The organism is Nocardioides sp. NPDC004968, from assembly GCF_040608935.1.
Taxonomy (GTDB): Bacteria; Actinomycetota; Actinomycetes; order Propionibacteriales; family Nocardioidaceae; genus Nocardioides.
In genome coordinates this window covers 44,119-65,829 of record NZ_JBEXJF010000029.1, presented here as the reverse complement: position 1 = coordinate 65,829, position 21,711 = coordinate 44,119, and the positions used below count along the sequence as shown (strand labels likewise).

General features: G+C 67.9%; 18 protein-coding genes. 13 read left to right on the top strand and 5 right to left on the bottom strand.

Annotation, left to right across the window (positions count from 1 at the left end; genetic code table 11):
- Positions 1–272: 272 nt before the first annotated feature.
- Positions 273–1,676 carry a glycoside hydrolase family 28 protein gene (locus tag ABZU72_RS21800; protein ID WP_355020897.1) on the top strand — a complete coding sequence of 468 codons (1,404 nt, stop codon included), beginning with the start codon at positions 273–275 and terminating at the stop codon, positions 1,674–1,676.
- 100 nt (positions 1,677–1,776) lie between these two features.
- Positions 1,777–2,745: a bile acid:sodium symporter family protein gene (locus tag ABZU72_RS21795; RefSeq protein ID WP_355020896.1), complete on the top strand. Its 969-nt coding sequence runs from the start codon at positions 1,777–1,779 to the stop codon at positions 2,743–2,745.
- A gap of 430 nt (positions 2,746–3,175) precedes the next feature.
- Here the strand turns inward: ABZU72_RS21795 and ABZU72_RS21790 are convergent, their stop codons facing one another.
- Positions 3,176–3,388: a hypothetical protein gene (locus ABZU72_RS21790; RefSeq protein ID WP_355020895.1), complete on the bottom strand. Its 213-nt coding sequence runs from the start codon at positions 3,386–3,388 to the stop codon at positions 3,176–3,178.
- A gap of 42 nt (positions 3,389–3,430) precedes the next feature.
- On the opposite strand from ABZU72_RS21790, the gene ABZU72_RS21785 reads away from it, so the two are divergent.
- On the top strand, positions 3,431–4,048 hold the full coding sequence (locus tag ABZU72_RS21785) for a copper resistance CopC family protein (protein ID WP_355020894.1): 618 nt from the start codon (positions 3,431–3,433) through the stop codon (positions 4,046–4,048).
- Positions 4,045–5,052, top strand: a complete 1,008-nt coding sequence (locus tag ABZU72_RS21780) for a CopD family protein (protein ID WP_355020893.1) — start codon at positions 4,045–4,047, stop codon at positions 5,050–5,052. Before ABZU72_RS21785 ends, ABZU72_RS21780 begins: the two co-directional genes overlap by 4 nt.
- 85 nt (positions 5,053–5,137) lie before the next feature.
- Here the strand turns inward: ABZU72_RS21780 and ABZU72_RS21775 are convergent, their stop codons facing one another.
- Complete coding sequence (locus ABZU72_RS21775) at positions 5,138–6,526, bottom strand: PepSY domain-containing protein (RefSeq protein ID WP_355020892.1); 1,389 nt, start codon at positions 6,524–6,526, stop codon at positions 5,138–5,140.
- Positions 6,527–7,026: 500 nt separating this feature from the next.
- On the opposite strand from ABZU72_RS21775, the gene ABZU72_RS21770 reads away from it, so the two are divergent.
- The 4 genes from ABZU72_RS21770 (at position 7,027) to ABZU72_RS21755 (ending at position 12,600) form a co-directional block, all read left to right on the top strand.
- Entirely contained in the window at positions 7,027–9,330 is a 2,304-nt protein-coding gene (locus ABZU72_RS21770; RefSeq protein WP_355020891.1) for a copper oxidase, read from the top strand.
- 214 nt (positions 9,331–9,544) lie between these two features.
- Positions 9,545–10,774, top strand: a complete 1,230-nt coding sequence (locus tag ABZU72_RS21765; protein WP_355020890.1) for a copper resistance protein CopC — start codon at positions 9,545–9,547, stop codon at positions 10,772–10,774.
- 27 nt (positions 10,775–10,801) lie between these two features.
- Positions 10,802–11,269 carry a hypothetical protein gene (locus tag ABZU72_RS21760; RefSeq protein ID WP_355020889.1) on the top strand — a complete coding sequence of 156 codons (468 nt, stop codon included), beginning with the start codon at positions 10,802–10,804 and terminating at the stop codon, positions 11,267–11,269.
- A 23-nt stretch (positions 11,270–11,292) separates the two neighbouring features.
- The gene (locus ABZU72_RS21755) at positions 11,293–12,600 is read left to right on the top strand and encodes a hypothetical protein (protein WP_355020888.1); all 1,308 of its coding nucleotides are present in this window, start codon (positions 11,293–11,295) and stop codon (positions 12,598–12,600) included.
- A gap of 64 nt (positions 12,601–12,664) precedes the next feature.
- On the opposite strand, the gene ABZU72_RS21750 is transcribed toward ABZU72_RS21755, so the two are convergent.
- Entirely contained in the window at positions 12,665–13,888 is a 1,224-nt protein-coding gene (locus ABZU72_RS21750) for a lytic murein transglycosylase (RefSeq protein ID WP_355020887.1), read from the bottom strand.
- Between the two features lie 272 nt (positions 13,889–14,160).
- The gene (locus ABZU72_RS21745; protein ID WP_355020886.1) at positions 14,161–14,592 is read right to left on the bottom strand and encodes a RidA family protein; all 432 of its coding nucleotides are present in this window, start codon (positions 14,590–14,592) and stop codon (positions 14,161–14,163) included.
- A gap of 87 nt (positions 14,593–14,679) precedes the next feature.
- On the opposite strand from ABZU72_RS21745, the gene ABZU72_RS21740 reads away from it, so the two are divergent.
- The 5 genes from ABZU72_RS21740 to ABZU72_RS21720 are packed head-to-tail and all read left to right on the top strand — an operon-like array spanning position 14,680 to position 20,912.
- Positions 14,680–15,126: a cupin domain-containing protein gene (locus ABZU72_RS21740; protein ID WP_355020885.1), complete on the top strand. Its 447-nt coding sequence runs from the start codon at positions 14,680–14,682 to the stop codon at positions 15,124–15,126.
- The gene (locus ABZU72_RS21735) at positions 15,123–16,028 is read left to right on the top strand and encodes an acyl-CoA thioesterase domain-containing protein (RefSeq protein ID WP_355020884.1); all 906 of its coding nucleotides are present in this window, start codon (positions 15,123–15,125) and stop codon (positions 16,026–16,028) included. The genes ABZU72_RS21740 and ABZU72_RS21735 overlap by 4 nt, the downstream gene beginning before the upstream one ends.
- Positions 16,025–17,668: an AMP-binding protein gene (locus tag ABZU72_RS21730; protein ID WP_355020883.1), complete on the top strand. Its 1,644-nt coding sequence runs from the start codon at positions 16,025–16,027 to the stop codon at positions 17,666–17,668. Before ABZU72_RS21735 ends, ABZU72_RS21730 begins: the two co-directional genes overlap by 4 nt.
- Entirely contained in the window at positions 17,665–20,070 is a 2,406-nt protein-coding gene (locus ABZU72_RS21725) for a bifunctional salicylyl-CoA 5-hydroxylase/oxidoreductase (protein ID WP_355020882.1), read from the top strand. Before ABZU72_RS21730 ends, ABZU72_RS21725 begins: the two co-directional genes overlap by 4 nt.
- Positions 20,067–20,912: a PaaX family transcriptional regulator C-terminal domain-containing protein gene (locus ABZU72_RS21720; RefSeq protein ID WP_355020881.1), complete on the top strand. Its 846-nt coding sequence runs from the start codon at positions 20,067–20,069 to the stop codon at positions 20,910–20,912. Before ABZU72_RS21725 ends, ABZU72_RS21720 begins: the two co-directional genes overlap by 4 nt.
- Here the strand turns inward: ABZU72_RS21720 and ABZU72_RS21715 are convergent.
- Positions 20,904–21,620 (bottom strand): PaaX family transcriptional regulator C-terminal domain-containing protein, encoded by a 717-nt coding sequence (locus ABZU72_RS21715; protein ID WP_355020880.1) that lies wholly within the window; start codon positions 21,618–21,620, stop codon positions 20,904–20,906. The two genes, ABZU72_RS21720 and ABZU72_RS21715, sit on opposite strands and share 9 nt — an antisense overlap.
- Positions 21,621–21,711: the final 91 nt, after the last annotated feature.

Genomic DNA, 21,711 nt, shown 5'->3' with positions numbered 1-21,711 from the left:
GCACCAAGGGCACCCTCGACCTCGAGGTCGCCGACAAGCTCCTCGCCAAGATCGACGAGATCGCCGAGATCTTCTGGGCGACCAAGAAGGCCTGACCCACCCAGAACCCACGCAAGGAAGCCAGGTTCCGGCAGCCAGCCGGGACCTGGCTTCTTCCATGCTCCACCCCCGCGAGGGCATAGACGTATGACAAGTTGGTCACTAGTGTGACAAGTGTCACCGTCCCCCTCGCGGCGGCCCTGGGCCGCCGTCGGAGCTCTCGAGGAGCATGCATGCGTCACATTCGAAAGCGCGCGACACCCCTCCTGCTCGCCCTCGGTCTGGTCGGCTCGCTGACCGCGACCACACCGGCCGTCGCAGACCAGAAGACGGACCGGGCCGTACGCGGCCCGGATGCTGCCGCGATCGCGAAGATCGTCGACCGCATCGAGGAGCCCTCGATCCCCGATCGCGACTACGAGATCACCAACTTCGGTGCTGTCGGAGACGGCACGACAGACGCTCTGCCGGCGATCAGGGCCGCGATCGAGAAGGCGTCGGCCGACGGCGGCGGCCGGGTCGTACTCCCTGAGGGCACCTGGCTCTCCGAGGGTCCGGTGCACCTGGCGAGCAACATCGATCTCCACGTCTCCGACGGGGCCACGCTGCTGTTCGGGACCGATACGGACGACTACCTGCCCGTGGTGCGTACGCGCTGGGAGGGCACCGAGCTGGACGGCTACTCGCCGCTGATCTACGCCAACAACGTGCACGACGTCGCCATCACCGGGTCGGGCACGATCGACGGCAACGAGGACTCGGAGTTCCACGCCTGGAAGGTCGACGAGAAGCCCGACCAGCTGCGGCTGCGCCAGATGGGCTTCGACGGCGTACCCGTCGAGGAGCGCGTCTTCGGGAAGGGTACGTTCCTGCGGCCCAGCGCCATCCAGTTCTTCCACGCCGAGCGGGTGCTGCTGGAGGACTACCGGGTCACCAACTCACCGTTCTGGATCAACCACCTCGTCTACACCGACCAGGCGACCGTGCGCGGACTCGACGTCGACAGCCACCGGGCCAACAACGACGGCATCGACGTCGACTCGAGCACCAACGTGCTGATCGAGGAGAACCGCTTCCGGACCGGCGACGACTCCGTGGTCGTGAAGTCCGGACGTGACCTCGACGGACGCACCATCGCCCGCCCCAGTGAGAACGTCGTGATCCGACGCAACGACATGGGCGGCGAGGACGGCATCGCCCTGGGCAGCGAGATGTCCGGTGGCATCAAGGGCGTCTACTTCACCGACAACGTGCTGCGCGACGGTGCCTCGGCGATCCGGTTCAAGGGCAATCTCGACCGCGGCGGCACGGTCGAGCACATCCGGGTGAGCAACATGGAGATCGGTAACTTCGAGACCTTCATCTGGTTCCAGCTCGACTACCCCGGCGAGCTCGGCGGCAACTACCCGCCGGTCTACCGCGACATCGTCTTCTCCGACATCACCGTCGCCTCCGCCAAGACCGGCCTCGACATCCACGGGCCTGCCGACGCACCCCTGAGCGATGTCACCCTGCGTGACGTCACGGTCGAGAAGGTCGAGACGCCGATGGTCCTGGAGAACGTCGAGGACCTGCGCTTCGACAACGTCCGGTTCGGTGACCAGTACGTGGACGGCGAGCTCGACTGGCTCTCCTGAACCGGTCCCCCACCCCGCCCGCCGCGCGCCTTTTGCGAGGATCTCGCGGCGGGCGGGTCATCCGGTCGACTCCGTACCCATCGTCTCGGAAGGAAGAGTCATGAACACAGTCCGACAGGTCAGCGCCTTCGTGGGGCGTTGGTTCGCCCTGATCGTCCTGATCGCCGGCGCCATCGCACTGGCAACCCCCAGCACCTTCGACGGGTGGGCGGCCCAGGTGCCGTTGCTGCTCCAGATCATCATGCTCGGGATGGGCATGACCCTCAGGCCCGCCGACTTCGCGATCATCGGCCGGCGGCCGTGGGCTCTGCTGCTGGGTGTCGCCACCCAGTTCACCGTGATGCCCCTGCTCGGCTGGGGCATCGCGAACGCGCTCGGCCTCTCCGCGGTGCTCACCGCGGGCATGATCCTGGTCGGCTGCGCACCCGGCGGCACCGCCTCCAACGTCATGGTGTTCCTGGCCCGTGGCGACACCGCGCTGTCGGTGGCGATGACCTCCGTGTCGACGCTGCTCGCGCCCCTGCTGACGCCGCTTCTGGTCCTCTTCCTGATCGGCGAGGACCTGCCCGTCTCCGCCAGCGATCTGTTCGTCTCGATCGTGGAGATCGTGCTCGTCCCGGTCCTCCTCGGACTGGTGCTCCGGCTGCTGCTGCCGCGTCTCATCGAGAAGGTCATCGATGTGCTTCCGCTGATCTCGGTCGCCGGCATCACCGGGGTCGTGCTCGCCGTCGTGGCCGGAAGCGCCGACACCCTGCTCTCGGTCGGCCTCCTGGTCGTGCTCGCCGTGGTCCTGCACAACATCGCCGGCCTGAGCCTGGGGTACGCGGTCGGGCGAGTCTGCGGCATGCCGATCTCGAGCCGCCGCGCCATCAGCATCGAGGTGGGCATGCAGAACTCGGGGCTGGCCGCCGCGCTCGCCACCGTCCACTTCTCACCGGCCGCGGCGCTGCCTGCCGCGATCTTCTCGGTCTGGCACAACGTGTCCGGCTCGACCCTGGCGAGCTACTGGTCGCGGCGCCCCATCGAGGCCACAGACGCCCCGAACCCCCTCGCCGCACGGTCGTCCTGAGCTGAGCGCCGGACGGCGGGTCGCCTTCCGCCGCGGCGCCGTGGGTGACCTGTTGACCAGGAAGCCAGCCAGGAGCAGGGCGATGACGAGGAGTGCCGCCTCGACCTGGCACGCCCGAACAATTCTGAAGAAGTACGCGTAAAGGTTACCCACTTCCGCCTTGCCAAGGGCGTCAGAGGATCCTCCACCGCCCGAGGCGCATTGGCAAAAAGTCTTCCTTCGATAAGTCGATACCCCAGCCCGTATGGGCATTATCACTTCAAATTGCACTCGCGCCGACGGCGGAAAAGGGTGAACGACAACAAGGCGTTACGGGGGTGTTGCAGCCACCCCAATTCCCTGAACACCAGCGTTAAGAGCACTTCACTCAGCACTTTTCTTTGTTACCGGCGACATGCGCATGCGTAACTGCTCCGCAACCGGTCTGAGTTCAACTATAAGTGCCAACTTTCGGAACCAACCAATGCACATCGTCGTGCACGTTCGCGAACACAAAATGGGTACTCGCCATGCAGAAGGTTATCGCCCGCAGCACTGCCGCCACCCCATCCCATTCGTCGTCGCCACCGGCGACCACGGTGATCGCAGCCGCTCCCGCGTCGGCACCGACACGGACGGCGGGAAGAACCACGAGCCGGACCACCCCTAGTTCGATAACTCTCGAAACCTCGCTTAGGTGGAAGCAATGTCGAATGCTTCAACACGCGGATCGCAGCGCCTCGCCACGGCGTTCGCAGCGACGATCTTCGCGCTCTCGTTCTTGATTCCCATACTATTCGCAGCGGCGCCAGCGTCCGCGCACGCCCACTTGGTCAAGAGCCTTCCGAGTGCCGGCGCCGTGCTCGCCGGCGGCCCGTCGGAGGTGGTGCTCACCTTCGACCAGCCGATCCAAGCGTTCCCCGGCGCTAACGGAATAGTGGTGACCGGACCACAGAGCAGCCACTGGGCGTGTGGTCGTGCTCGTATCAACGGGAACACCCTGACCGCCTCGATGAGTGAGGTCGGGCCTACGGGCCGCTACCAGATCCACTACCGGGTGCTCGGAGCGGACGGTCACCCGATCACCGGGTCAGTGCCGATCAACATCCGGCGGTCGGCGTCCACCGCTTCCACCGCTTCCACCGTTTCCACCGCGTCCGCAGCCACCGCGTCCGCTTCCACCGCGATGACGGCGTTCGACGTAGATCGGCCGCGTGGTTTGGCAGCGATGCCCACGTGGCTGTGGATCGCGATGCTGGCCGCGATCGCGGTGTGCGTCGGGGCTGTCGGTCGCCAGACCGCACGCCGAACGGATGCGACATGAACGAACGTACCTGGCTCCTGCAGGTTTCTGCGCTTGTCGGCGCGAGCCTCGTCGTGCTTGCCTTCGGGATCCTGGTCACGCTGCCCCAGCCAGTCGTCGGCATTCCGGAGCCGTCGGTGGTGGTGCGCACCGGGATCCCGCTGCTCCGCTGGATCGCCAACGTGTGCGCGATCGGAGCTGTGGGCTCCGTGCTGGTGCTGGTGCTACTGGGTGAGGCTGGTCGCGACCGTGCCCCTGCCCTGGCCCGACGTACTTCAGCGGCGGCGGTGTGGGCTGCAGCAGTGTGGGCGGTCGCGGCGCTGCTGGGTCTCTGGTTCAACGCGGCGGAGATCTCTCTCCGCCAGCTACGGCTGCCGGTCGGCGGCGTGCTCGGCTACGGCGGAAGCGTCAGCCTAGGTGTCGCACTGCTGATCAGCGCCGGGTCGGCGGGAGCGTTGACCGCCTATTCGGCTGCCCGCTTGCGGCGGCCGTCGCTGCCACCGGACGTGGGCTTGCTGATCGCGCTGTCGGGCCTGGTGGCCGTGTCGATGAGCGGGCACGCCTCGCAGGCTGAGCCGCCGTTGCTGCTGATGACGGCCAGCGCCCTCCACGTGGCCGGAGCGTCGCTCTGGGTGGGCGGACTGGCAATCACCTCTCTGATCATCAGCGCCGACCGGCAGGCGCTGGCCGTCGTTCTTCCCCGGTTCTCGCGGGTCGCCGAGGCGAGTTTCGCGCTGGTGGCGGTCAGCGGCCTGTTGTTGGCCGCGCCCCGGCTGACCGGCGACGTGACGCCGTCCCTCGGAGAGGCATTGGACGCATTGACACAGACCGGTGCCGGCTGGCTGGTGATGGGCAAGCTCGCCTGCATGTTCCTGCTCGGCTGCTCGGGGGCGTACATCCGTACTGCCGTGGTCGACCGCGTGGCGCGCCAGCAGCCCACACCACTCATCGTGTGGGCCGGGCTCGAGCTCGCCGTGATGGCCGTCGCGGTCTCGCTGGCCACGGCGCTCGGGCGTCCCCTCTGATATGTGACGACCTCTTGCCAAGAGCAGGGTGACGCGCCGCCGAGGCCTTGACGGCCTTCGGCGGCGCCTCTGCTGCCCATGGGCCTCAGGCAGCGCTCACGCGGGCACGGCGCCGTCGCAGTGTGTTCACGGTGCCGTCGAGGACGACGAATGCGACGAGGGTGACGCCGAAGACCGGCATCGCCCAGCCCAGGGCACCCGCCGCGAGAAGCACCACGACCAGCATCGGCACCGACAGATTGCGCCACACCGGCGCCGGGGAGGAACGCCCGGGCCGGGTGGGCCGGCGCCGCCACCACATCCGATACCCCAGGCCCAGGAGCGCGAGCGATCCCAAGGCCAGCAGGGCCAGCGCGAGCTGGTTGGCCAGACCGAACAGGGTACCACTGTGGGCATCGATACCGACGCTGGTGAGCTTGGCCATCAGGGGGTAGTCCTCCCAGCCCTGGCGGGCAGTGACCTGCTCGGTATAGGGATCGATGACGACGGAGGTCTTGCGGATCGGCAGCCCGTCGGACGACTCCTCAACGGTGAAAGGCCCTCCGGCGGCATGCGGCGGGACGAGGGTGAGTTCACCCTGCAGGCCTTCCGACCTGGCCACCTCGACAGCACGGTCGAAACTGATCGGCTCAACACTGTCCACGGCCGTCACCTCCGGCGCGGAAAGCAGGGGGGTCTTGCCGTTCAGGGCGGTGATCGCCGCGTCGACGCGGCCACCGGCATAGTTCGACCAGGTCAGGCCGGTGATGCTGATGCCGAGCAGCCCGACCGCCAGCCAGAGGCCCAGGACCCCGTGCCAGGACCGATTGCGTGCACGTCCCTTCGCGGTGAAGGACGGAACCAGCACTGTCCGCAGGGATCGGCCACGGGCGCGCTTGCTGAGCCACAGCACCAGGCCACCGAGCACGATGAAGGGCAGCCAGCTGGCAACGAACTCGGAATAGAGCCGACCGAGGTCGCCCAGGTGCAGGTTGCCGTGCAACTCGCGCAGCCACACCTGCGCGGGTGGCCGGTTGTCCACGGTGACCAGTTCACCGTTGACGCCACCGGTGTACGGATCGACGTACACGGTCAGCGACTCCGAGGAGAAGTGGCTCCCGGTCTGTTTCAGGCCTTCGATGCCCGCGAGCACGACCTGGGCGGTCCGGTCGGGGTCCTCCGCCGGAATGACCGTGGTGACGTGTGCGTCCGGATGGACGGCGAGGGCGGCCTCGACCTGCTCCGACAGCGGTCGCGGGCTTCCTGTCTGCGCCTCCACGTACAGCTTGTCGCCGTACAGCACATCGTTGATCTGGGGAGTGAAGGCATAGGCCAGGCCGGTCAACGCCAACACCGCGAGGAACGGCGCGACCAGAAGGCCTGCCATGAAGTGCACGCGTCGAGCGAGCAGCCACAGCAGGGCGCTGGAACGCTTTCGATCGGGTGTGCCGACACCGGCCCGGGGCTGTGAGGGTTCGGTGGGGATCGTGGTCATGCCAACTCCATCGGTACGACGTAGGTAAGACTGGGCATGGCCCCTCCTTCTTTACGTTTCCCTCGTTATACCCAATTGGTTTTGGATGTTTCAGAGGTTTGTTTTGGATGTTTCAGGGCTTCGCAGAAACGCCATTTGGGCCCCGATAGCCAGTAGGCCGACCAGGTATGTCTGATTCGTCGCTGTCACGTAACGCGACAGTAAAAGAGCCCGCCAGTGCCCAATTTTGCCTTTTCGGTGGCTGTTTCCAGGCGCGCATTAGAGGTCTCGAATAAGCACCCGGGGGTATTATCGAGGCGAAACCGCCCGGGGTATTATCGAGAAAAAAAGCCGCCCGTTTCTAATTCCCTCGTGAGGTTGTGAGGTCCCATTAACGATTAGATTTCAGCCAGGGTTCTGGGCCCTTAATGAGCGCGGGATTAAGTGGATTGCACTCCTCGGAATCCCCAAACTTGTCCCTTGGAGCTCGAAATCAATGCGCGAAACGGAGAGGCATTCTTATGTCTGAATCAGCTCCCCAAGGCTTCTTGGGGCCCAGGAAGCGACGGCGACGGCTCGGCGCAGTGGCCGTGGTGGCGGCCTCGGCGATCACAGCGGCGGGTCTGACCACGATGCCGGCGGCAGGCCAGCAGCCGGTCGGGGTGGGCCCGCTCCCCATCACCTTCGACCTGACCGACGAGAACGGAGGATGGTTCGACTCCGGTCTGAACCTCTTCGGCAGCAAGTCCCTCGCGGTCGGCGTACTCCCCCGGGTCGGCGTACCTGCTGGCGGACTGCCCTCTATCGGTGGCCCGCTGCTGCCGACTGACGCGTCGTTGGTGGAGAACCTCCTCGGCGGGCTCGGCACCACCGGCGGGGCGAGTGCCGCGACCGACCCGCTGGCCCTCGACTCGACCCTGGCCACCGTGCAGGGCATCGCGAAGTCCACGCCGGAGGCGGCTTCCAAGGCCGCCGAGGCCGAGGATCTGATCGGCCAGCTCGAGGCGACCGTCGCCGATATGCCGGCGGACCAGCCGGTCGACTTGGACTCGCTGCCGGTCGGCGTGGACCTGATGGGTGTCCTGGACTCCCTCCAGGAGTTCGCGGTCGAGGGGCCTCCGGTCACCGTCACGTTCAACGTGGACCCGGCCAAGTCCCAGGGAATCCGCAACCCGATCGGGCTGATCGCCCCGGAGGGGGCGGACGAGTTCCCGTACATGGACTCCAAAGGCGCCTTCTTCGGCGAGAAGACGATCCAGCTCACCGAGCCGGGGCTGTACGCCTTCACCGACTCGGTCGCGCCCTACATGCTCGGCGCTGTCGTGGTCGACGACCCGCTCACGTTGGGTCTCGACTTCGGCGAGAAGCTGGTGGTCAATGGCAAGCCCGAGGCCGTCCCGTCGAACGCCGACATCATCCAGCGGCTGGTGAACACCTTCTTCACGGCCACCAACCCGAAGAACTGGCAGCAGCACAGCAGCACCAAGGAGGTGTCCTGGAACCCGGTCCAGCCGCCCGCCCCGATCCTTCAGTACGACGCAGACGGCAAGCCGGTGCTGATCCCGAACCTGGACGCGTACTTCGACCAGAAGTTCGGGTACCCGAGGAAGCTGCCGGCGTTGAAGAAGCCGACCACCCCTGGTGTGGGTGAGGTCTGGATGGCCACCCAGATGGAGGACTTCGCAGGGAAGGAGAAGCACGGCTCCATCACGAAGATCAACGCCGAGGACTGGACGATCGATCGGAAGATCGCAGCCCCCGAGATCAACATGAACAACATCCACAACATGTGGTCGGACAAGAACTACAAGTACGTGTACGGGAACGAGTGGTTCGACAACGAGACCGATGTGTTCGACCGGGAGACCGGCAAGTTCGTACGGAGCCTCGAGGTCGGGCCCAACCCGGCGCACGTGATGACCCGTCCGGGCAACGACAACCTCACGATCGGCGTCAACGCCGGGACGGACATCGTCGAGGCGGCACCGGGCGCCACGAAGATCATCAAGCGCATCCACGCCGACCCGGACAGCGGCATGACCCCGCACCCGCACGCGCACTGGACCAGCCACGACGGCAAGACCGTCGTCGCGCCGAACACGATGACTGAGGAGGCCGTCATCGCCGACATGGACTCGGGGACCGTCAGGCACGAGCCCGTCGGGGCGTTCCCGATCGCCACGTCGATGACGCCGGACTCGAAGAAGGCGTACCTGTCCAACTTCCTGGGCATGAGCGTCTCGTGCGTGTCGCTGAAGGAGGACGCGTGTGCGACCCCCGACGGCGGTGTGGCCAAGAACTCCACGATCGACCTGTGGCAGAACTACGACTCGCAGACCGGTCCCGAGGCGGGCAAGCCATGGGGCGGACTGACCATCCAGCTCCCGGTGAGCCCGGACGGTAAGGCGCTGCTGGCGGTGAACACCCTGTCCGCGACGGTCAACGTGATCGACCCGAAGACACACAAGTTGATCAAGGATCTGCCATGCAACCCCGGTTGCCACGGCGCCAACTTCGGCGCCAAGGAGGGTGGCGGCTACTACGCCTACGTCTCCAACAAGTTCTCCAACGCCATGCAGGTCATCGACGTCGACCCGAACAACGATGGTGACATCTCGGATGCCACCATCGCCGGCCAGCTGCCGCTGGGGCCGACGTCGGACACCAAGATGGACGACGAGCTCGTCGCTCACCCAGGTGTGGGTGGACAGGGCGTCCTGGCCCTCCCGCTCGTCTACAACGGCTGGTCACAGGAGATCCCGAAGGCCTGGCGAAAGGATCTGACCTGCGAGCAGATCAACCCGATCGACAAGTCGGCCTGCTGATCACCATCTGACACCACCGAAGGTCCGGGGCTGGGCAGCGCAGCCCAGCCCCGGACCGTGCCGGACCGACATTTCCCCAAGAGTTCCCAACCATGCAGGAGGCTGGCCGATGACGGCGCAGGAGATTCGCCCACAGGCTGTCACGACCCCACCCCGCCCCGGGTTCCGTCGGCGCGTGATCGGGCTGATTGTGTTGGTTGCAGTCTGCTGGGGAGTGTTGCTCACGGTGCTGCCGTCGCCATCCGGTGACCCGGTGCTGGTCTCGTTGAGCCCGACGGACGGCGAGACGGTCAAGTCCCCCGACGAGGTCCGGATCACGTTCGACCGGCCTGTCCCCGCGGAGCTCGCGATGGTCCAGATGACGGATCCCGCAGGCGAGCGCATCGTGTCGACCCGGCCGTACAACCCGCCAGGGGCCGACGACACGATTGCCGTGCCGATGCCGAAGACCCGCTACGAGGGGATCTACTCGGTCGTCTGGTCGGTGCCGTCCAGCACCCTCGAACCGATGGTCGGGTCGTCGAACTTCTCAGTGTTCTCCGCGGCGAGGCTCACCGCGGTCCCGGGGCTAGTCGTCGACCGCGACCCGGTGGTCGTCACGGTGTACACGGTGGCGGGAATCCTCGCGACAGCCGCCCTGGTGCTGGGTGTCGGGACCGTGTTCGTGCTCGGGGTCGTCTGGCCTGAGGGCGCCCGCCGCCCGGGATCGCGCCGTCTGCTCCGGTACACGTGGGCGGCCATGGTGCTGGCGACCCTCGTGTCACTGCTCTCGTTCGGGGGTTACGCCGCCCGGACCTCGCTCGGTGACGCGTTCGACCCGGCGCTCCTCGCCGGGACGGTCAAGTCGGACATCGGGGCGGCGCTCTTGGCCAGGCTGCTCGTCCTGCTGCCACTCACACTCGGCTTCTGGCTGCTCCTGCGGAGCGAGCCCGCCCGGACCTCGGTCGAGCGCTTGACGGCCGCGGCGACGGTGCTCGGTGCCGCCTCGGCGTTGGCGGCCACCTGGGTCTTCGCCCGCCCGCACGCACCGGCGGGACCGGCGCCGCTCACCGTGGCCGCGGACACCGTGCTTCTACTCGCGGCTGCGGTCGGCGTCGGTGCCGCGGTGATGCAGTGGACGGTCCTGCGTCGAGCCGATGGACCGGCGGCGCCCGCCAAGCGGCTACTTGCCCGGATCATGCCGGTGGGCGGTGCGGTGCTGCTGCTCGCGGCGACCACGACCGACGGCTGGCAGCTGGCAACGTACGGCGCGCTGGCGGTGGTGACCTTCGGCACGGGGGTGGCACTCCTGTACCGGGAGCGGCGCCGCAGATCCAAGCCCGACGAGAGCGACGGCCGGCGCGACAAGCCCGCTCGCCGGCGGCTGCAGGAGGTAGCCGCGGTGTCAGCCTCGGCCACCGTCGTGGCGCTCGCAGCGCTACCCGGTTCGGGCCTCCCCGGTTAAAACCCGCGACTCACACGAGAGATACCCATGTCTATGCACCGCCGCCACCCTCTCGGGCGATTCAGCATCACCATCGCTGCGACCTTCACACTCGTCCTCGCGCCCGCCGCGTGCGGAAGCGCCGAGAACACCGCCCCACCGGCCGAGCCGACCGACGCGACGTCCTCCGTGACCCCCTCGGCTGCCTCTTCGCCGGCAGCTCCGGTCAGCCCCAGCTCCGAGTCGACCGATCTCGGTCCGCTGCTCACGATCACCATCGACGGAGAGGAAGTGTCACCCAATGCGGAGGAGATCCATCTCGGCACCGGAGAGAAGCTCCTCGTGGAGATCGACTCCGATCGGGCCGGCGAACTACACATCCACTCTGCCCCTGAACAGTTCGTCCCGTTCGCCGAGGGGACCACGGACAGCGAGATCGTCGTGAACACTCCTGGCACCGTCGAGGTCGAGGACCACGACACGAGCGCCGTCGTCGCCCTCATCGAGGTGCACTGACTTTGTTTCCCCTGATCCTGCCCATGCATGGCTTGGGCGGGGGCGCCGACCTGCCCATCCCCGCCTCCTACGCGATCGCGGGCGGCACCGCCGCACTCGCGCTGTCCTTCGTCGTGCTGCTCCTGGCCTGGCGTACGCCGCGGTTCTCGACCGCCGGCGGCGAGCGAGCCGTCCCCGCCGGGCTCGCCGCGTTCCTGGACAGTCGCGGCTGGACCATGAGCATCCGCACACTCGGGATGGCGTTCTTCTGCTTCATGCTCTGGCCCGCGCTGTTCGGGCCGGACCTGCTGAACAACCCCACCTTTGGCGTGGTCTATGTCTGGCTCTGGGTCGGCATCGTCCCGGCTTCGCTGCTGTTCGGCCGCTTCTACCGTGCCGTCAGCCCGGCCCGCACCCTCCACTTGATCCTCGCGAAGGTCGCGGGGCGACCACCTGGCGAAGGCGTACGCCGATATCCGGCCAACCTGGGGTACTGGCCCGCCGCGATCGGTCTGTTCGCCTTCGTCTGGCTCGAGCTCGTCTCACCCCAAGCGACCTACCTGGGCTCGGTCCGCGCGTGGTTCGCGTGCTACCTGGCAGCGATGTTGCTCGGCGGCGCGATCTTCGGCGAACGATGGCTCGAACGGGCCGACCCTTTCGAGGTCTACTCCACCCTGCTGGCCCACCTCTCACCCTGGGGACGCAACGACGAAGGCGACCTCGTCTGGATCAGTCCGCTACGCCACCTTGCCCGGGTGCCGGGCGAAGCTGGACTGGTGGCCACGGTCGCCGTCCTCCTCGCAAGCACCGCATACGACAGCTGGCGCGAGAGCGTGACCTGGATCCGGTTCGTCCAGTCCAGCGGCATCGATCCGGCCGTGTTGGGAACGGCCGGGCTCCTGACGGCGGTCACCGTCGTCGGAGTCGTCTTCATGGCGGCGTCGATGGCAACAGGGGTCGATGAGAGCGTCGATCGCTGGCAGATCCCGCGTCAGCTCGCTCACTCCATCGTGCCGATCGTCGTCGGCTACATGGTGGCGCACTACCTGAGCTTCTTCGTACAGGTCGGCTCACAGACTCTGATCCAGATCAGCGACCCCATCGGAACCGGGGCGAATCTCTTCGGGACCGGGGAGTGGGAGGTCAACTACTGGTTCTCCCAGCATGCGACCTTCCTCGCCACTACCAAGGTCGTCTCCATCGTGACCGGGCACGTCTTGGGCGTCATCGCAGCTCACGACCGTGCCCTGGAGATCCTCCCACGCCGTCACGTGGTCGCCGGTCAGCTGCCGCTACTCATCGCGATGGTGCTCTACACCTACATGGGCCTCTACCTGCTGTTCGGAGCCTGACACGGTCAGCCGACGGCTCCCCACACTGGCGGGTTGGTTGCGTACATCGCAACCAGAGGTGGGCTCAGCGGACCAGGTCGTTGACGCAGCGGTTCCAGGCCACCAGGTCGAGCCGATTCACGCCGTTCGCCGTGCATCGCGTGATCGCCTGGGTCAGCGTCAAGACTTGATCGACAGGTTCGCTGACAGGGGCTGGAAGTGGCTCGATGACCTTCTCGAGAGTCCCCTCGGCCTCGTCCTGTCCCTGCTTCGGCGGCGAAGACGGAGTCTCCGAAGCAGGTGACTCGGGCTTGGCCTCAGGCTCGTCTTCCGTGCTTGCCTGACCACCACGATCCGGGTCCGGAGCGGAGGTCGGGCGAACCGTGGCGCCGTCGTCACCCCGCGGGAACCGCCCTGCTTTCGGCGCCCCATTCTCGCCGATGGCAGCAGCGTCAGCCCGCCGATAGGAGCCGGACATGGAGGTCGCCGGCACGGTTTGGTCGGGAACGGCGGCGTAGTCACCCTTCAGGTACGCCACTCGAGTCCGCAGCACCTGGTCGGCGTAGGACCGCGACCGGTTGTAGCGGAGGACCGCTTCGTGGCGGCCAGCCTCGCTACCGAGATCATAGGGCCCTGAGCACAGGTACACCGCTGCCGCCAGCACAGCGTCATTGATGTTCTGCGGGTTCCTCTGCCCGTCGCCATCGGCGTCCACGCCGACGGCCGACCATGTGGTGGGGATGAACTGCATCGGACCGACAGCACGATCCCAGATCTTGTCTCGGTCGTACTGCCCGCCGTCGGTGTCTTCGATCGCCTGGGTGTCATTCGTACCGTCAAGAGGGATGCCATAGATGCTTGGACGGGAGACGCCGTCGGCGCCCAGGGTGCTGCCGCCGAAGCGGCCGTGGTCCGACTCCACGTAGCCCACGGCCCCAAGCAGCTGCCAGTCGATGTTGCACGTCTCGTCGGCAGCGTTGATGACGGTCTCAGCGCGCTGGTACGCGGCAAGCGCAGCGCTCGGGATTCCACTTGCCGAAGCGGCCGACGCAACCTGCACAACACGCCTCTGCGGCGCGCCAGCCCCGACGACCGCGGGTAGGGAGTAGCTCGCTGGTGCCTGCGGCGCCGCCGCAGGCACCGAGATGCGACTGGAAGGCGTGGTGCCCTGCCCATTTGCGCTAGCGAGCGCGTATGGACTCATCAGGTGCGCGGTCCATACGAACGACAGGACGACCAAATCGATGTGTGCGACAACGCGCCGCTTCGTGCTCGACGTCGGCGTCTCGGCACTATCCGTGGCAAACATGGCACCTCCGTGGGGTCTACGGTCGATGTTGAATCGAGGTCCATCCGTCCGCTCAGTAGTCCGTCGCCCAGAGCAGGATCGCGCCGTTGCGACCGAAGAGAAATGGGTCCTACGAAGGGGCCACATCCGTCGGTGGCTCTGACACGAGCGGGGCAACGGGAGGCGCCGGACCTCTTGACCGTCAATACTCGCGAGCCGGATCGCTCCTACAACCACGGCGGCGTAAACATGCGGCGCTCCTAGGTCTCACAACCTCACACCACGCCGCTCGCTCAGCCGGCGGGGCGTACCAGCCGATCGTCGGGGATGACGGCGACGCCGAGGATCTCGATCATCGCCTCCGGCTGCCACAGCTCGGTGGTCCCGATCCCGGCCATCGCCGGGTAGACCGGGCCGGCCAGCTCGCGCCAGACCGCGCCGATCTCCTTGCCGTGTGCCTGGTAGTCGGGGATGTCGGTCAGGTAGATCGTGATGGACACCAGATCCTCGGCGATACCGCCCACCTCCCGCAGCGTGGTCAGTACGTTGCCGAACGCCTGCCGGAACTGCTCGACGATGCCTCCGGGGACGATCCGCATGTTCTCGTCCAGCGCCGTCTGGCCGCCGAGATGGAGGGTGTTGCCGCTGAGCGTGCCGTGCGAGTAGCCGCGCGGCGCGGGCAGGGCCGCGGGGTTCACCGGTACGGGCGTGAGGTCCGTGTTCATGATTCGACCGTAGGGCATCTATTGACATGCCTACAACGTTCGTGCAGAAAATGAAACACCTCCTGAATCGAACGGACAGGACCTCACATGGACCCCACCTCCGACACCTCTGGTCTCGTCGTCCCGGTCGTAACCCGCGCCGGCTTCGAGCCCGACCTGACCGGGCAGAGCGAGGGCGCGACCCGGATCAGCGGCGTCAGCATCCAGCACACGCCCGCAACCAAGCTCTGGTTCGGCAAGGTGCACAACCTCGCCGGCTATCGCTCCGTCCCCCATCACCACGGCGAGGCCGAGACCGGCGGCTACGTGCTGTCGGGGCGGGCCCGGATCTACTTCGGCGAGAAGTTCGAGGACTACCTCGACATGTCCGAGGGCGACTGGGTGTTCGTACCCCCGTTCCTGCCGCACGTCGAGTGCAACCTCGACCGCAACCACCCGCTGACCTGGATGACCACCCGCACCCCGGACAACATCGTGGTCAACCTCCCCCAGGTCGACGACGCCGACCTACGCGACTGGGCTGACCGGCCATGACCGCCGGCTCCCAGACATTCACGGACGCCGTCACCCTCAAGGAGTGCGAGCCGGAGGTCTTCGACCTCGCCTTCACCGCGACCACCCAGCCGTGCCCGTGGCCGAAGGCGTACGGCGGCGACATGGTGGCCCAGGCGCTCGTCGCCGCGTCCCGGAGCGTGACCGACGGCAAGACGATGCACTCGATGCACTCCTACTTCATGCGGCCCGTCGACATCGGCGCCGAGGTGCGCTACGAGGTCGAGGTGCTGCGCGACGGCCGCGGCTACAGCACCCGCCAGGTGCGCGGCTTCCAGAACGGCAAGCCCGTCTACGTGTGCATGGCGAGCTTCGCCGCCGGGGAGCCGAGCGGCAGCTTCCAAGCCACGAGGCCGGCCAACATCCCCGGTCCCGAGACGTTGCCGACCTCTGCGGCCTACCTCGCCGAGCGCACCGGCGGCACCATGACAGAGACCTCCAAGGCGTACTGGTCCGGCGGACGCAGCTTCGACATGCGACACGTGCCGGGTCCGGTCTATCTGACGGTCGAGGGCGAGCGGTCGCCGCACCAGGCCATCTGGGTCAAGCCGTACGACACCCTGCGCCCGGTCGAGGGGCTGACCGACCAGCAGCGCGACGCCGCGGCCCTCGCCTACGTCTGCGACTACACGATCCTGGAGCCCGCTCTGCGGGTGCTCGGCCTGGCCTGGGCCGACGAGGGTCTGGTGACCGCCAGCCTCGACCACGCGATGTGGTTCCACCGCCCGGTCGCGATGGACGACTGGCTGCTCTACGCGCAGGAGGCCGTCTCCGTCGATGACGGCCGCGGCACCGGCCTGGGCCGCTTCTTCACCACCGACGGCGTGCTGGTCGCGACCGTCGTCCAAGAAGGCATGATCCGAGCCGCAGGAGCGGCGTCATGACCGCGCTCAGCCCGACCGGCTACGCCGACACCTTCGCCCGCGACCACCTGCCGCCCGCGGATCTGTGGCCGAGACTGGAGTTCACCACGCCGCTCCTGGACTACCCCGAGCGCCTCAATGCCGCGACCGAGCTGATCGACGCGGCCGTCGCGGCGCACGGCCCGGACCGTCCCGCTCTACGCACCCCCGACGGCACGGTGTGGACCTACGGCGAGCTGCTCACCCGCGCCAACCAGATCGCCCACGTGCTGGTCGACGACCTCGGTCTCGTCAGCGGCAACCGGGTGCTGCTGCGCTCCCCGAACAACCCGTGGACGGTCGCGGCCTGGCTCGGCGTACTCAAGGCCGGGGGCATCGTCGTGACAACCATGGCTGCGCTCCGGGCGACCGAGCTCGGGCCGATCGTCGCGAAGACCCGGCCCGCGGTCGCGCTCGTCGACCATCGGTTCGTCGAGGACGTCCACGCGGTCCGGGACACCGTCGCACCCGACCTGACCGCGGTCGCCTACGGCGGGGACGCCGAGGACGACCTGACCCGCCGGATCCTGGCCAAGCCCGGCGACTTCACCGCGGTCGACACCGCGGCCGACGACGTCGCGCTGTTCGGGCCGACCTCGGGGACGACCGGCGTCCCGAAGATCACCACCCACTTCCACCGCGACATCCTCTCGATCGACAACACCTTCGGCCGGGCGACGCTGCGGCTGGAGCCGAGCGACGTCGTGGCGTGCACGGCGCCGTTCGCGTTCACCTTCGGACTCGGCATGCTGGTCGTCTTCACGCTGCGGGCCGGGGCCTGTGCTCTGCTCACCGAGGCCGCCTCGCCGGTCCAGCTCGCAGACCTGATCGCGACCCACGGCGTCACCGCGCTCGCGACCGCGCCGACGGCGTACAAGCAGATCCTCAAGTCCGGCGCGATCGAGCAGCTCAAGGGGCTGCGGGTCGCCGTCACCGCGGGCGAGCACATGCCCCAGGCGACCTGGGAGGAGCTCGAGCGCGAGCTGGAGCTGCGGGTCATCGACGGCATCGGCGCGACCGAGATGCTGCACATCTTCATCTCCGCGGCCGGCCACGACATCCGCCCCGGGGCGACCGGCAAGCCGGTGCCCGGCTACCGCGCCACCATCCTGGACACCGAGGGCAACGAGGTCGGACCGGGCGTCGAGGGACGGCTCGCGGTGATCGGCCCGGTCGGCTGCCGCTACCTGGACGACGCGCGCCAGCGCGGCTACATCGTGAACGGCTGGAACGTCACCGGTGACACCTTCGTCCGCGACGAGGACGGTTACTACTGGTACCGCTCACGCACCGACAACATGATCGTGTCCTCGGGCTACAACATCGCCGGGCCCGAGGTCGAGGAGGCGCTGGGCACCCACCCGGATGTCGTCGAGGCGGGCGTGGTCGGCGGACCCGATCCTGACCGCGGTGCCGTCGTCTGCGCCTTCGTCGTGCTCCGTGAGGGCGTGGACGGCGACCCCGCGAAGGCCGAGGAGATCCAGCAGTACGTCAAGGGCCGGCTGGCGCCCTACAAGTACCCGCGCGACGTCCGTTTCGTCGCGTCCCTGCCGCGCAACACCAGCGGCAAGCTGCAGCACTTCAAGCTGCGGCAGCTGATCGCCTCGGAGAGCGGGACATGAGGATCGCGATCGTCGGAGGTGGTCCCGGCGGGCTCTACTTCGCCACCCTGATGAAGACCCTCGACCCGAGCCACGAGATCACCGTCTGGGAGCGCAACGCCCCCGACGACACGTTCGGCTTCGGCGTCGTCTTCTCCGACGAGACCCTCGGCAGCATCGAGGGCGCCGACCAAGTCGTGCACGACCGGATGGAGGAGCTGTTCGCGCGCTGGACCGACATCGATGTCGCGATGACCGACCGGCAGGGTCGGAGCCACGCCTTCACCGTCGGCGGGCAGGGGTTCGCCGCGATGTCACGCAAGGACCTGCTGCAGATCCTGCAGGAACGCGTCGCCGAACTGGGGGTGGGCGTCCACTTCCGGACCGCGGCTCCCGACCCCGACGAGCTGCGCGCTTCGTACGACCTGGTGCTGGCCGCGGACGGCGTCAACTCGGCCGTCCGGACCAAGTACGCCGACCGGTTCGGGCCCAGCCTCGACCGCCGCCGGAACAAGTACATCTGGTTCGGCACCGACCTGGTCTTCGAGGCGTTCCAGTTCTTCGTCAAGCAGACCGAGTTCGGCACCATGCAGATCCACGGCTACCCCTTCTCCGACAGCGGCTCCACGTTCATCGTGGAGATGCACGAGGACGTGTGGCGCCGCGCCGGCCTGGACAGCACCGAGCACCAGGTCCTCGCCCCCGGCGCCTCCGACGAGCACGCCGTCGGCCGGGTCGCCGAGATCTTCGCCGACGAGCTCCGCGGGCACGCGATCCTGACCAACAACTCCAGGTGGATCAGCTTCCAGACCGTCCGCAACGAACGCTGGTACGACGGCAACGTCGTGCTCCTCGGCGATGCCGCCCACACCGCTCACTTCTCGATCGGCTCGGGCACCAAGCTGGCGATGGAGGACGCCCTCGCCCTCGCGGCGTGCCTGCATGAGCACGCCTCCCTCGACGAGGCGCTCGAGGCGTACCAGACCGAGCGGAAGCCGGTGGTGGAGTCGACCCAGCGGGCGGCCCAGGCCTCCCTGGAGTGGTTCGAGAACATCGAGATGTACGCCGACCAGGACCCCGCGCAGTTCGTCTTCAACCTGCTGACCCGCTCGCGCCGGATCACATCTGCGAACCTCGAGGAACGCGACGCCGACTTCGCGCGCCTGATGGACGCGGAGTTCGCGCGCCACCAAGGCGCTCAGGAGGTGGCACCGGCGATGTTCCAGCCAGTCCGGATCGGCGAGCTGGAGCTGAAGAACCGGATCATGCTCTCCCCGATGGACATGTACTCCGCGACCGACGGCGTCCCCGACGAGTTCCACCTGGTCCACCTCGGCTCCAAGGCGCTCGGCGGGGCCGGGCTGGTGATGAACGAGATGACCTGCGTGTCTCCCGAGGGCCGGATCACGCTCGGCTGCCCGGGCATCTGGACCGACGAGCAGCGCGACCGCTGGCGCCGAGTGACCGACTTCGTGCACAACCACTCCACCGCCAAGATCGGCATGCAGCTGGGCCATTCGGGCCGCAAGGGCTCGACCAAGCTGATGTGGGACGGCATGGACGAGCCGCTCGATGACGGCAACTGGGAGGTCATCGGCCCCTCCACGCTCCCTTACGGCGAGGGTTGCCACGTCCCGCGGGAGGCGAGCCGTGCCGACCTGGACAAGGTGGTCGCGGACTTCGTCTCCGCGGCTCGGCGCGCCGTCGACGCCGGCTTCGACCTGGTCGAGATCCACGCCGCGCACGGCTACCTGCTCAGCTCCTTCCTCTCCCCCGTCGCCAACCATCGCGACGACGAGTACGGCGGACCGCTGGCCAACCGCCTCCGCTTCCCCCTGGAGGTCTTCGACGCGGTACGCGCCACGGTGCCGGCCCCGATCCCCGTGACGGTACGGATCTCGGCCACCGACTGGATGCCCGATGGCAACACCGACGACGACGCCGTCGAGATCGCCCGCGCGTTCGTCGAGCACGGCGCGGCTGCGATCGACGTCTCCTCCGGCCAGGTGAGCAAGGAGGAGAAACCCGCCTTCGGGCGCTCGTACCAGACCCCGTTCGCCGACAAGATCCGACACCTTGTCGCCGAGCCGGCCGGGGTGAAGGTGATCGCCGTGGGCGCCATCTCGTCGTTCGACGACGTCAACTCGATCCTGCTCGCCGGCCGCGCCGACATCTGTGCGCTCGGCCGCACCCACCTGTTCGACCCGAACTGGACGCTGCACGCCGCTGTCGAGCAGGACTACGACGGCGCCGCGGCCCGATGGCCGGTCCAGTGGGCGGCCGGGCGGCGCAAGCCACCGACGTCGCGCAGCGACAAGATCCCGCCCCGGCTGCAGCTGCTCAGGGCCGGTGAGACCGACCAGGTCCACGTGCGGTGGGTACGCGGGAAGCCGACGGAGGATCCGGCAGAATGCCGCGGGTGACGAAGGCGGGGTCTGCACCGGCAGCACAGGTCAACCGACAATCGCGCACCACCGTGGTGACGTTCCTCGGCGCCGTCGTGCGACCGCTCGGCGACTGGATGCCGATCGCCGGCGCGATCGACCTGCTCGCCCAGGTCGGGCTCGACGCGCCGTCCGTACGCACCGCCGTACACCGCCTCAAACGGAACGGCTGGCTCGACTCGGAGACTCGCGACGGCACCCGCGGATACGGGCTCACGTCCGTTGCCCGCTCCACGCTCGCCGCCGGCGACGAGGTGATCTGGCACGCGCGCAAACCCGCGGACCTGGCCGACGGCTGGTGCATCGTGCACTTCGGGGTACCCGAGTCGATGCGCGCCAAGCGCCACCAGCTGCGCGCCCACCTCTCCCACCTTGGCTTCGGCAACGTCGGCACGGCACTGTGGATCGCGCCCGCACGGATGCGAGACGCCGCCGAGCGAGCGGTGACCGAGCTCGGGCTCGAGTCCCACGCCGCGATCTTCGTCGGCGGCTATCACGGCCCCCAGGACCTCACCGAGCTGCTCTACAGCAGCTGGGACCTCGACGCGATCGACCAGAGCTACCGCGACTTCATCACTGCCCACAGCGCACTCGCCGGCCGGCTCGAGGACACCGCCCCCGCGGGTCAGGACGCCTTCGCGACCTACCTCGGCGTCGTCGGCCAATGGCGCAAGCTCCCCTTCCGTGACCCGGGCCTGCCCCACCACGTCCTCGCCCCGAACTGGAGCGCCCCCGCCGCCGTCGCGCTGTTCGAGAAGCTGGTCGCGGACCTGGAGAAACCCGCGCTCGCACACGCGAGCGCTCACTGGCCCTCAGGCTGACGGGCTCTCGGTGAGCGCCTGGCGAGTCTCGATCAGCCAGTCCTTGTAGTCGAGGTGCGCCTTCCGCAGCGCGGAACCTGGCCAGTCTGCGGGAAGCAGTTCCTCGGGCAGGAGGGGATCCGCGAGCAGGTGACGTACGGAGGTGGCGCAGGCGGTGAACCGCAGCACGGGGTCGTCGGTTTCGGTGGCTGCCAGCAGCTCGCGCGCCCGGTCAGCCCAGCCGGCCAGATCCCACAGCCTGCCGGCAAGTTCCGCGGGGTCGGTCGTGGGCCGCATCGTCAGCCGCTCGCACAGACCGGCGAGGTCATCGGACCACTCGAGGGCGAGGTTCGCCGGGCGTACCCAGACACCCTCACGCAGCTCGGCCAGACGGAGCTCGGAGAGCGTCACCCGGAGGCTCGCCCGGTCGGCGGCGGAGCGGCCGGTAGCGGTCACCACGACCATGTCCCAGTCACCGTCCCAGGCGCCGGTCTGCACGTGGATCGCCGCCTCCTGACGGCGCTGGCGGTGGCTCAACCTCTCGGAGAGCTGGTATCTCCCGTCCACAGTTCGGACCAGATCATCGGCGGCGACCATGCGGGAGAGCGCGACCCGGACCGTCGTCTCCGAGAAGCCGACCAGACGGCCACCCGCGACAAGCTCGCGGGCGGACAACGTCGGCACCTCGGCACTCATGAGCAGACCGAGGAGCGCAGAACGGGCGGACACAGGGCGAAGGGCACTCGCATCGGCATGGGTCGGTGACATCCCTCGGGATGTTACATGAACCCTGCACCCGCAGACGATGTGTTATTTACAT

What these genes read in the sequence shown, in the direction of transcription:
- ABZU72_RS21800 (WP_355020897.1), top strand. Translation starts at nt 273, where the DNA reads ATGCGTCACATTCGAAAGCGCGCGACACCCCTCCTGCTCGCCCTCGGT.
- ABZU72_RS21795 (WP_355020896.1), top strand. Translation starts at nt 1,777, where the DNA reads ATGAACACAGTCCGACAGGTCAGCGCCTTCGTGGGGCGTTGGTTCGCC.
- ABZU72_RS21785 (WP_355020894.1), top strand. Translation starts at nt 3,431, where the DNA reads ATGTCGAATGCTTCAACACGCGGATCGCAGCGCCTCGCCACGGCGTTC.
- ABZU72_RS21780 (WP_355020893.1), top strand. Translation starts at nt 4,045, where the DNA reads ATGAACGAACGTACCTGGCTCCTGCAGGTTTCTGCGCTTGTCGGCGCG.
- ABZU72_RS21775 (WP_355020892.1), bottom strand. Translation starts at nt 6,526, where the DNA reads ATGACCACGATCCCCACCGAACCCTCACAGCCCCGGGCCGGTGTCGGC.
- ABZU72_RS21770 (WP_355020891.1), top strand. Translation starts at nt 7,027, where the DNA reads ATGTCTGAATCAGCTCCCCAAGGCTTCTTGGGGCCCAGGAAGCGACGG.
- ABZU72_RS21760 (WP_355020889.1), top strand. Translation starts at nt 10,802, where the DNA reads ATGTCTATGCACCGCCGCCACCCTCTCGGGCGATTCAGCATCACCATC.
- ABZU72_RS21755 (WP_355020888.1), top strand. Translation starts at nt 11,293, where the DNA reads ATGCATGGCTTGGGCGGGGGCGCCGACCTGCCCATCCCCGCCTCCTAC.
- ABZU72_RS21750 (WP_355020887.1), bottom strand. Translation starts at nt 13,888, where the DNA reads ATGTTTGCCACGGATAGTGCCGAGACGCCGACGTCGAGCACGAAGCGG.
- ABZU72_RS21745 (WP_355020886.1), bottom strand. Translation starts at nt 14,592, where the DNA reads ATGAACACGGACCTCACGCCCGTACCGGTGAACCCCGCGGCCCTGCCC.
- ABZU72_RS21740 (WP_355020885.1), top strand. Translation starts at nt 14,680, where the DNA reads ATGGACCCCACCTCCGACACCTCTGGTCTCGTCGTCCCGGTCGTAACC.
- ABZU72_RS21735 (WP_355020884.1), top strand. Translation starts at nt 15,123, where the DNA reads ATGACCGCCGGCTCCCAGACATTCACGGACGCCGTCACCCTCAAGGAG.
- ABZU72_RS21730 (WP_355020883.1), top strand. Translation starts at nt 16,025, where the DNA reads ATGACCGCGCTCAGCCCGACCGGCTACGCCGACACCTTCGCCCGCGAC.
- ABZU72_RS21725 (WP_355020882.1), top strand. Translation starts at nt 17,665, where the DNA reads ATGAGGATCGCGATCGTCGGAGGTGGTCCCGGCGGGCTCTACTTCGCC.